This is a genomic window from Bartonella sp. OC16QHHD (assembly GCF_042194035.1).
Lineage (GTDB): Bacteria > Pseudomonadota > Alphaproteobacteria > Rhizobiales > Rhizobiaceae > Bartonella.
Map to the genome: position 1 here is coordinate 68023 of NZ_JBHIMJ010000062.1, position 11845 is coordinate 79867.

The following is an 11845-nucleotide window of genomic DNA, read 5'->3' on the forward strand; positions in this document are numbered from 1 at the left end:
GCTAAAAATGAACCACTTTTTGACACATTACGGTTTTTTGTAATGTAGTTAAGCAGCACTGTTTTCATCTCAGCGCTGCTTATGCGTCAAAATAGAGAGCTAAGATTTCTAAAAGCGATAACGCATTCCTCCGGAAAAATTAATTCCAGAGAACCCAGCTTTTTGAAGTTTATGTTGGTAATTAACGTCAGCATGAAGTGCGATATTTTTAGAAAGCTGCGCGTTAATGCCAAGTCCACCTTCAAGGGAAGAGCCCATAGAATCGAGATGGAAAGATTCCATAACATCGATAGTGCGCTCCTCACCAAAAGCTTTGATGACATTCAATTTACCATAAAAAGAAAGAAAACGATCTTTTTCAATAGGAAGTATTGTTTTTGTTAAACGCCCTCCAATACGGACCAACCATTGATGAGGGGGCTTTATATTAACTTGGAAGCCATCAATATCTGAAAGAGTGCCAAAGGCAATATGTTGATAAATAAGTTGTGCTTGTGGTTCAAAAGACAGCCCTTCAACACCAGTTGCTAGTTTTTGTCCAACGGTAGCTGATATATTTAATGTATCCGTATTGTTTAATTCTGTGGTGTTGCCGATAAGGGCTGTTGTAATATGTCCGTTTAAAATGCCGTAGGAGAAAAGTGCATTAATATAGAGACCATTGTCATGGTGGATATTCCCATATGCCGTAAAGGACCATTTATCTAGTATGCTTTTGTCAGAACCTTCCATGTCCTTTGGCGTAAAAGCGAGCTTTCCATATGTGCCTAAAAGACCAAGATTCGCGGTTATATTTTGATTTTCTAACGTTGTTAATGTCATGCCTGCTTGTATAGCAGCATAGTGAACATTAGCACCATAACCATATTCCAATGGACTACGGCTGGAAGATAACGTCATCTTGTTGCCATAAGTCGATAAAAATATCCCTTTTTGTTTATGACCTTCTAATCCAAAAACTGTTGAGTGCATATTATCTAACAGTGTATTTTGATTGTTTATATCAGCCAAGCCAGAGGAGAATATTGCATTATGCATAACCAAATAGCTTGCCATTTGAGGAACAAGAGCTTTGATTTTTCCTTCATCATCAAGAGTCGCATTTTGTAGACGGAAATCCCAAAACTCTTCACTTTCTTGCAAGAGACTTTGCTGTTTGTCAGCTCTCCCACGGCTGGATGTTGGTCCATAGCCATTTAATACATATTTATAGGGCAATCCATCCATTGTAGTGTAGCCATTTGCCAGCGTGAAGGCGGCTTCCTCTGCTTTTCCAGACACCTGAACAAGTGAGAGACCACGCGCATTCAAAGGAATTGAAACTTCATCATTATCGAATGGTTCTGCACGCTTTGAAAGATTGTTGAAATAGATCGTTGTGGTGCCTGAGACATTACCATGAACGAGAACACGGTCAGTTTTTTGTTGTTCTTTTATAAGACCATTACTCCATTCGGTATTAAAGTAAATCCTTGCGTTGCCCAATGCATTGTAAACCGTTGTTGCATCGGAGCTTCTGTTTTGCTCTGCTTTCGCAGCTTCAGCTGTTGGCTGTTTTCCCACATGCAAGGTTTGATACTGATTGTCTGCTAGTTTATGCGGCGCATTAAATATAATAGAGCTATTATTAAGGTTCAATACTGAGACAATAGACTGTGCACGTTGTTTAATATCAGTGAGCAAGTATCCTTTAGAGCTGTCAAATTCTTTGTCTACTTCAAATTGACTAATCTTTAGGGACCACTTGCTGTTATTGTTGAGAGTAAAAATCGTTGTATTTTGAGGTAAAGTCTTTGCTCGTCCTTCTATAATCGAATTGTCAGCGCTTAATATAAAAGTGCGAGGATCGATATCTTTTGAGTTTTCTGGGATTTTATTTTTTAATAATATATCAGAACGAATTTCTGAACTTTTAAGTTCTACCTCAGCAACAGATTTTGCATAATCTGGTCCTAGAATACCAATACCATTTTCAACAAGAAGTTTTGTGTTGGTAAGAATTGCTTTATTGATAACTTTTTCGCCCTCTTTTACTTGGGAACTTGGGATGTAATCAAAAAGGATACCACGACTTTTGTGATGTCCGGAAACATTTATGATTGAATCTTCAATATGGATGATGCCGTTTGAAATTTCTAAACCACGGGAATTTGATTTTCCTACAGTTTTTTTAGCATGAATACGTCCACCTGTTGTTGCGGTAAATAAATTTGAGGCTGAACGCATTGTTGAATTTGTAATGGTGATAAAGGCTTTGTCATCAGCAATCACTGTTGTATATGCGCCGCGGATAAAAACGTTATTAAAGGTTTTTTCTTCTCCTGCTTTATCCGCACGAGCCATAACCATTGTAGGAGCTGATGTATTTGCATAAGTTGAACCGAAATGAGAAAAAATCAAAGTTCCAGCAATTGTACATAACAAAAAATTTTTTTTATAAATATATTTCTTACACATAGATATGCCTTTAGTATTTGGTATGCTTTGATGCTTACTTCATTCCCCTGATGGCGCAAGTACCCAGACAGTTTCTATATCATTATGTTTTTATTGTAAACAACAAAACGAAATATTGCGTCCTGTTCTTTATCGTTTAAAAATGATTTTAGAAGAGTTTTTAAAATAGAGATTGCAGTTAGCAACTATGAATTGCAGAAAAGCTAATTTAATAAGTCTTCCGTTTAAAAGTGTTAAGAAACAAAATATTTTGCAAGGATGTTTGTTGCTTAAGGCTGTTGTTATGGAAACTCTACAAAGTTTTTGGAGAAGCTGTTGTTGTGTGCTTACAAAAAGCTTTTAATTGATTTTCTTACACAGAGAATTATTTATTACGTGTTTTAAAATACAAAAAAAATTTATTAAAAGCATTTGATTTTTATAAATCAAAAAGGCAGCTCTTTTGAGAATTCAGTATTCATTCAGAGATAACAGATTTTGTTACATTTGGTTTGAGTGAGATTAATTGGCTCAAGAAAGGTGGTAGAAAGAATCGTTATTGACGCTTCTTTCCGATAGATTGTAAAAAGGCAGCATATTTGTACTGCCTTTTATTAAAATGAATAGAATATAAATTGTTTTTTGCGTTTTCTTAAAACTGATAGCGTATTCCGCCTGAAAAGCTTGCTCCGGATATACCAGTTTTTTGAAGCTTATATTGATAGTTAACATCAGCATGAAGGGCGACATTTTGTGATAATTGTGCATTTACACCAAATCCACCTTCAAGGGCAGCTCCCATAGAATCAAGGTGGAATGGTTCACCAATCTGTATCGTACCATTGTTAGAAAAAGCTTTAACAATATTCAATTTACCATAGAAAGAAAGAGTACCGCCGTTTTCAATAGAAAGCTTCGTTTGCGTTAAGCGTCCACCAACACGTACTAAGTATTGATAAGGATTTCCCATATCCACATCAAAGCCATCGACATCTGAGAGTGTGCCAAGCATGAGGCGTTGATAAACAAGTTGTGCTTGTGGTTCAAAGACCAATCCTTTCCTACTGGTTTCGAATTTTTGTCCAATGGTCGCTGATGCACTGAATGTATCAGCATTTTTCAATTCTGCAGTCTTTCCTATGAGAGCTGTGGTGATATCTCCCTTGAGCATTCCATAGGAGAAGAGTGCATGGATGTATATCCCATTATTATGGCGCAGCCCACTATATGCAGCAATTGACCATTTATTGAGTGTACTCTTGTCAGCACCTTCCATGTCTTTAGGGGTGAAAGCTAATTTCCCATATGTCCCTAAAAGACCAAAATTGGTGGTCATATTTTGATCTTCTAGAGCTGCTAATGTAATGCCTGCCTGTAAAGCTGCATAGTGAATATCGGCACCATAACCATATTGTAATGGCGTACGGTGAGAGGATAATGTCATCTTATTTCCATAAGTCGAGAAGAAGACTCCTTTGTTTTTATGATCTTTTGTATCAAAGGTGTTTTCCTGTATCGAGTTGAGTAAAGTGTTTTGATTGTTTATATCAGCCAGTCCAGCTGAGAATAGTGCGTTAGGCATGGACAAATAGCTTGCCACTTGAGGAACGAGAGCTCTGATCTTTCCTTCATTATCGAGAGTCGCATTTTGCAAGCGAAAATCCCAGAAATTCTGATTTTTTTCCAAAATGTTTTGTGCGTTGTTTGCTTGTCCAAGGGATGATGAACCGGTATTTTGCGCTTCTTTCTCTTTTGGTGAAACGCCTTCAATCATTTTTCCTAATGCTGATATCGTGTAGATTGTGTAGTCTTTGAGGGTATTTTCTTTTGATTCTTGTGATATTCCGCTAAAATGACTTTGTGTGCTATCGGCTGTCCCATGGCTGGATGTTGGACCATAGGCTTTGAGTATATATTTATAAGGCAAGCCCCCCATTGTGGTGTAGCCGTGTGCAAGTTTGAAGGAATCTTCATTTGCATTCCCAGAAACTTGAATGAGTGAAAGACCACGCATATTCGAGGAAACAGAATCTTCAGCTTTTAATATCTCACCTTTCGCAAGGTTCTTGATATGGACTGTTGTGCTGCCTGATACATCACCATGAATAAGGAGGCGGTCAGCTTTTTGCTGTTCTTTTACTAGACCATCACTCCATTCAATATTAAAATAAATTTTTGCATCGCCTGTGGCATTGTAAACTGTATTATAAGTGCTTTCTATATCGGGGATTGTACTTCCCTCAGGTCTACGAACCTCAGCTGTTCGCCCTACATACAAGGTATGATAATGATCTTTTTCCCGCCCTTGTGGTGTCTTAAATATGATAGAACTATTATTAAGATTCAGTACTGAAACGGTAGAAAGGGCTCGTTGTTTAATATCACTGAGCTCATAGTTAAACACATTAAAGTCAGTATCGACTTCCTCTTGAGAGGTCTTTAAGTACCATTTGCTCTTGTTATTCAGAGTCAAAACCGTTGTATTGACTTTTAAAGTTCTTGCTCGTCCCTCTATTGTTGAATTATCAGCGGTTAATGCTAAAGTTACAGGAAGAGTATCGTTGTCATAATATTTACGTTTCGTTTTATTTCTCAATAATACGTCAGATCGAATTTCTGAGTCTTTAAGTTGAACTTCAGCAACGGCTCTTGAGCAGTAGGGACCAAGAATACCGGTACCGTTTTTCACAAGAAGTTTTGTATTGCTAAGAACAACCTTATTGACAACTTTTTCTCCACTTTTCAGTGAAGAATCTTTTGTTTCATAAAAAACGATACCACCGGCACCTCCTCGTTGGACGGTTATGGTTGAATCTTCAACGTTGATTATACCATTCTTTGTTTCTAAACCTTTGTACACTGTATTTGCTTTAATTTCTTTAGCATGAATGCGTCCACCTGCTGATACAGAAAGTGCAGACATTTCCGTGTGTATTGTTGATTTTACAATTGTGATAGCTGCTTTATCATGCGCTAATATTCCAGGTCCTTTATCGCGGACAAGAACATTATTTAAAGTCTTTTCTTCTCCCTTATTTAATTCAATCTTCCCCAAAATTCCAGGAGTTTCAGGAGCCAATGTCTTTGCATAAGTTGAACCGAAATGAGAAAAAATCAAAGTTCCAGCAATTGTACATAACAAAAAATTTTTCTTATAAATATATTTCTTACACATAGATATGCCTTTAGTATTTGGTATGCTTTGATGCTTACTTCATTCCCCTGATGGCGCAAGTACCCAGACAGTTTCTATATCATTATGTTTTTATTGTAAATAACAAAACGAATTATATTGATGGTGTTCTCTATGATTTGAAGTTTTGCTTCAGAAAAACTTTTTTCATGATCATAAAAAGTTGAGAAAAGTGGATTTCATAAAACCTAGCTTGGTTAAGCTTATGCTAAAAGCACTATGAAGTATGATATTTAAAAATTGTCTATTAAAGATAATCGCTATAAAAGCTCTATAGTGTTGAGATGTATTATTTGATGCACTAACCAAAACGATCAGCAAATTTTTTCTGCTATAAGAAGAGATGAGGGGGCTATTCACAGGCTTTCTTTAAAAGAGACTTTTCCTTAAGGGGTACCAAAGCTCATTTTGCTACGATGGTCATGAATGCTATAACGTTAACGCCATAGAGTCCCATCATCTTTACGCTTACGAAGGAGTAAGCCGATACCTTTACGCTTAATAAAAGAGCAAGCCCATCACACACTTTGCCAGCTCCCAATGTTTGTGACAAGCCCTTGGCACTTGAGGCAGTTCATGAGAGGAATTCTCAGGCTTTTCTTATATAACTTTTCTCCACACGCCAGCCCTGCTTGTAACGTGCAAGAAAATTTTTAATTGATTCAACATAAAACAAGTTTGAAATGAGAGAATCCTACGATATTAGGGACTCTCATTCAACATGGAAAACAAAGAATTATCTTTATAAATCAATATACTTTATGGAATTAGAGGGATAAGCATTGTCAAAATGGTTTGCCTAAAAACGGTACATGGACATATAAATGAATCCTTACAGGGTGGTGTTAAGCTAATGGATTGAAGAAACAGGAGGATAAACATAGAAAAGGTATGAAGAGAGAGTTTCTTTTATCATTATCTTTTCCAATGTAGTCTTCTTTTTATTATCTAAAAATACACTTTGCTTAGCTTTATAGACAAATTCGATAATGAATATGCCGCGTGACTCGTGTAAATAGGAGGGAAGGAGATCATTGAGGAGAAAAGAAAAAAGTTTCAGGGGATAAGAATAGTAGCTTACATAGATTAAAAAGGCAGTATGTATACTGCCTTTTTTGTTAAATTGAATAGAATGAATAGGCTATTTACAGCCTTTCCTTAAAACTGATAGCGTATCCCTCCTGAAAAGTTTGTTCCGGATATACCAGTTTTTTTGCAGCTTTTTTCGATAGTTTATATCACCATGGAGGGCTAAACTGCGAGACAATTTTGCATTGATGCCAAGCCCACCTTCAATAGAAGATCCTGTAGGATCAAGGGGAAAGGTGTCGCCAATCTGTACTTTACCATCATCACCAAAAGTTTTGAGAAAGTTCACTTTTCCATACAGAGAAATGACACGGTTCTTTTCTGTGGAGGTAGTAGTTTTTGTCAAACGTCCACCAATGCGTACTAACCATTGATAAGGTTCACCGATATCAACTTTAAGATTATCAGCATTAGAAAAGGCATTAAAGATTAGACGCTGGTAAACAAGTTGTGCCTGGGGTTCAAACGTGAGGGCTTTAATACCCGTTGTGAATTTTTGACCTATTGTTGTTGAGGCAATTAACATTTTTATATCATCGACTTTAGTGGTACTGTTAGCGATGGCTGTAGAGATATTTCCTTTCCAGATCCCATAAGAGAAGAGTGTATCCATGTAGAAACCGCTATTATGCTCTATACCGCTGTAGGCTGTGACTGCCCATTTGTTAAGCGTACTCTTGTCTGCACCTTCTATATTTTGGGGGGTGAGGGATAATTGAGCATAGGTTCCGGTAAGACCCCAATATAGGATTGTATTTTGGCTCTTTTGTGCAGAAGCTGTAAAACCTGCTTGTGTAGCAGCATAGCGAATGTTTGTGTTATAGCCATATTGTTGTGACGATAGGGTTGCGATACTTCCATAGGAAGAGAGAAAGAATCCATTTTTTTTGACGTTATCTTCGATCCCTATAGCTGTTGTTCTCAGATCAGCTAACAGAGTACTTTGTTGAGCCATATCGATAAAACCAGCGTAGAAGAGAGCATTAGGTACGGCCAAATAGCTCGCTACTTGTGGTAAAATAAATTTCTGCAAACGGAAATCCCAGAAATTATCATTTTCTCCCAACAGGTTTAGTGTTTCATTTGCAGCACCATAGCTGGATGTTGGTCCATAAGCGGTAAGCCTATATTTATAAGGTGAACCAGTTGCTTGGATATAACCATTGGCTAATTTGAAGGAATTTTCATCTGCTTTCCCGGAAACTTGAATGAGCGAAACTCCACTGGTATTAGAAGAAGGGTGAAAAGCTTCTGTTATATTATTGCTATCTTTGAAATCACTCATAACATAAACTGTTGTTGTACCTAAGACATCCCCTTGGATCAGAAGTCGATCATTTTTTTGATCGATTATATCAGAGCTCTCAACAGATCCAACATTAAAAGAAATCTTTGCGTCACCAGAAGCATTGTAGACTGCTTGCGTGTCTGGTTTCCCAGAACCTATATGCAATGTATGATAATGGTTTTCTGTCGGCTGTTGAAAAACAATGGAACTATTGTCGAGATTAAGTATAGAAACATCAGAATGAGATCTTTGGGCAATATCAAGTAACTTGCCCGCATCATCTTTTTCTTTTGTGCTAGTGTTTACGAACCATGTTGTATCGTTTTTGAGATCGAAAGTTGTTCTGCTGTTTCCGTCATTTCTTACTCCCCCCTGTAAGAGAGAGTTTTCTGCGGTGAGTGTAAAGATTTGATCAGGTTTTGGCGTATCATGAGTTATACCCACGAATAACCTGTCGGCACTGATTTTTGAATCTTTGAGGTTGAGTTTACCATTTGATGAATTGTTGGCAACAATACCCGTTCCATCTTCGACAAAAAGGTTTGTATTGGTCAGGTTGATTCTTGAAGTCTGATCGTTTTTGGAGTCATCAATGCTTATCCCATTGCACTGTGCTTTCGCAGAAATATCTGTGACATCAATATATCCGCCATCTTTTAAGACAAATGCAGCTTCTTTTGCTTTTACAGTTCCTCCAGTCATTGTGATTTTAGATTGTGCACCATCTGCATGAAGCCCATTATTTTCAGATGTTACTATAACATTATCATTTAAAGTAATTGTGCTGCCTTGCTTGGCTTGTACCTCACCGCCAAAGGAACCGCCGTCCGTTACCGTTATTTGGGAATTATCATTAGCCAAGAGAGCCTTTTGTGCGTTCTTAACGGTGATATTTTTTAAAATAACCGTGCTTTCCTTATCAGCACTTACACCTGTGGTTATCGGTTTATCATCGCTGCTGCTTGTTATCACGACATTTTCTAACTTGTTGTTGTCACTCTTGCTGTTTTCAAAAGAAGCCCCTGTCTCGGAAACAGTGATAGATCCTCCTGTCATTTGGATGATACCATTGTCTTTTGCCTCAAGTCCGATGATAGCCTCTTTAATGGTTGCATTATCATGCAAATTAATCATGCTGTTAGGACCAATGGATTTTGCGCCAGTTCCTTTGTTATCTGTGGAGAGAGTGATATCTGTGACATCAATATATCCGGCATTTTCTGTCAACAGAGCACTTTTTTGCCCTTTTACAGTTCCTCCAGTCATTGTGATTTTAGATTGTTCACCATCTGCATGAAGCCCATTATTTTCAGATGTTACTATAACATTATCATTTAAAGTAATTGTGCTGCCTTGCTTGGCTTGTACCTCACCGCCAAAGGAACCGCCGTCCGTTACCGTTATTTGGGAATTATCATTAGCCAAGAGAGCCTTTTGTGCGTTCTTAACGGTGATATTTTTTAAAGTAACCGTGCTTTCCTTATCAGCACTTACACCTGTGGTTATCGGTTTATCATCGCTGCTGCTTGTTATCACGACATTTTCTAACTTGTTGTTGTCACTCTTGCTGTTTTCAAAAGAAGCCCCTGTCTCGGAAACAGTGATAGATCCTCCTGTCATTTGGATGATACCATTGTCTTTTGCCTCAAGTCCGATTGCAGCTTCTTTAATTTTTGTATTGCCATGCAATTCAATTGTACTGTTGGGGCCGTTAGCCCATGCACCTTTTCCATTGCCATCTGCCATTAGAGTGGTATCTATGCCATCAATATATCCACTATTTGCTGCAACTAATGCATTTTTTCCCCAGTTACAGTTCCCCCAATCATCGTGATTTTGGATTGTGCACCATTTGCATTGAGGCCATATTCATCAGAGGACACTGTAACATTGTTCTTTAAAGTAATTGTAGAGCCTGTACCAGCGTATATTCCATGCTCTTTTGCATTAAAGTATCCTCCTGATACCGTTGTTTGAGAATTATCCAACGCTTCTATACCCACTTTTGCTTGAGTAACTGTTACGTTTTCCAAGATGACTTTACTTTCCTTATAAAGAGCTATTCCTTTTTCCATTAAGTCATCTTTACTGCTCGTTATTGTCACATTTTTCAGCTTGTTTTTATCACTTTTGCTATCTTCGAGAAATAAGCCTACTGTAGGAGCAACAATACCTACTGCATTCATTTTTATTATACCACCGTCTGTTGCCATCACACCGATTTCTTTAGCCTTAATCGTTGATTCTGATAAGTCAAGAAAGCTATTAGGTTCGATAATGCGTACAGTGCTCAACCAGTCGTCCTCCATGTTTTTGCTGTCGTGAATTATTGCTAAATTTTTTCCAATTATTCCACTACCTTTTATCACTATTATACCGCCAACAGTGAAGTTGGATGCTTCCTCAGTTATTCCATGAAAATTCATTAAGATTTTTTCGGCTTTTACATTAGTATGAGCATTAAACAGCGCGATTGTCGCAACAGCTGTACAGGATAGTAAAAATTTTTTAGACATGAAGATTTTCCTTAACTTATAAGCCTCCGCATATTCTCTCCCCGCTTATAAAAAGGATAAAGAACACACAATTTTCATCGGGAGGTTATATTATTTTAACTTTTATATAAAGTATTTATATAATTTTATAATTTATTTATTTTTACATTTATATAGTAAAATTATTATTTACTTGTATTCTATAATAAATTTTTATTAAATGGTTTTTTATTTTGTAAATAACTATGTAATTTATAATTTATAAAACAAATTATTAAATATAAACTATTATAATTTCAATCACATAATGAATTTAATATTTTTTCTGTATATCTAAAATATATTTATGTATATACTTAAATAATACTTATTATGATTGATAAAGCTTTAGCTCTTCTTTATGATTTCCTGAGCATTTTAGATAAATTGAGTACAAAGCATTGTGTTATGTTTGTTATGCCTGATTGGATTTTCTGCGCAAAAAGGTATTTTGCAGCAGATCTTCTTCCGTAAAGAGGTGAAGGGAATTCCTTTAAAGAAAAGCTAGTACATCTACTGCATGAAGAAGAAAGAGGTTTCTTTAAGGAATAAAAAGGACTTTAGCAGAAAAGAAAAGCAGGGTTTATTTACAAGAGGTAATATCAACAAAAGGGCTACATAATATTATAGAAAATTAAAAAAGCTGCACAATACAGAGTTGTGCAACCTTTCTGTGCAAACGAACGGGAAAGCAACGCTCGCTTTTTTTTCAGTCTCATACGCTTGTACATGTGCTTTCCTTCTCATGTAGGGTACAGGCTGCTCTGCTTAAAATAAGAGGTTCCGAGAAGAATTTCCTTTCCTTAAAACTGATAGCGTATACCACCTGAAAAGCTTGCACCACTTATACCAGTTTTCTGAAGCTTTTGTTGATAGCTTACATCACCATGAAGCGAGAAATTGTGGGAGAGTTGTGCATTGATGCCAACGCCGCCTTCAATTGCAGGTCCCATAGGATCAAGGTCAAAATCTCTGCCAATATGAATGGTACTATCATCACCAAAAGTTTTGATCAAGTTTACTTTTCCATAGAAAGACATAGGACGGCTGTTTTCAGTGGAAATGGTTTTTGTCAAACGTCCACCAATGCGTACTAACCATTGAGAAGGATTTTTCATATCAACGGTAAAATTATCAGCATCTTCAATGGTATTAAACATCAAATGTTGATAGGCAACTTGTGCTTGTGGCTCAAAGGTTAAGCCTTCCATTCCGGTTACAAACTCTTTGCCAACAGTGGTGGAGATACTTAACATTTTGGCATCGTTCAACTTCGCGGTATTGCCTCTGATGGCATTGGCGATA

General features: G+C 37.0%; 5 protein-coding genes. All 5 read right to left on the reverse strand.

From position 1 onward, the window contains the following. Positions 1 to 108: 108 nt before the first annotated feature. Entirely contained in the window at positions 109 to 2457 is a 2349-nt protein-coding gene (locus ACFIK1_RS06675; protein WP_375662391.1) for an autotransporter outer membrane beta-barrel domain-containing protein, read from the reverse strand. 631 nt (positions 2458 to 3088) lie between these two features. Further along, positions 3089 to 5611, reverse strand: a complete 2523-nt coding sequence (locus ACFIK1_RS06680) for an autotransporter outer membrane beta-barrel domain-containing protein (RefSeq protein WP_375662392.1) — start codon at positions 5609 to 5611, stop codon at positions 3089 to 3091. Positions 5612 to 6770: 1159 nt separating this feature from the next. After that, positions 6771 to 9752, reverse strand: coding sequence for an autotransporter outer membrane beta-barrel domain-containing protein (locus ACFIK1_RS06685; protein WP_375662393.1), 2982 nt, complete (start codon positions 9750 to 9752; stop codon positions 6771 to 6773). A gap of 44 nt (positions 9753 to 9796) precedes the next feature. Continuing rightward, positions 9797 to 10522 carry a right-handed parallel beta-helix repeat-containing protein gene (locus ACFIK1_RS06690; protein ID WP_375662394.1) on the reverse strand — a complete coding sequence of 242 codons (726 nt, stop codon included), beginning with the start codon at positions 10520 to 10522 and terminating at the stop codon, positions 9797 to 9799. Positions 10523 to 11343: 821 nt separating this feature from the next. Next, a partial coding sequence (locus tag ACFIK1_RS06695; RefSeq protein WP_375662395.1) for an autotransporter outer membrane beta-barrel domain-containing protein occupies positions 11344 to 11845 on the reverse strand: 502 nt, incomplete at its 5' end.

Excerpts from the sequence above, each read along its gene's own strand:
- ACFIK1_RS06675 (WP_375662391.1), bottom strand. The coding sequence starts at position 2,457 with ATGTGTAAGAAATATATTTATAAAAAAAATTTTTTGTTATGTACAATT.
- ACFIK1_RS06680 (WP_375662392.1), bottom strand. The coding sequence starts at position 5,611 with ATGTGTAAGAAATATATTTATAAGAAAAATTTTTTGTTATGTACAATT.
- ACFIK1_RS06685 (WP_375662393.1), bottom strand. The coding sequence starts at position 9,752 with ATGGCAGATGGCAATGGAAAAGGTGCATGGGCTAACGGCCCCAACAGT.
- ACFIK1_RS06690 (WP_375662394.1), bottom strand. The coding sequence starts at position 10,522 with ATGTCTAAAAAATTTTTACTATCCTGTACAGCTGTTGCGACAATCGCG.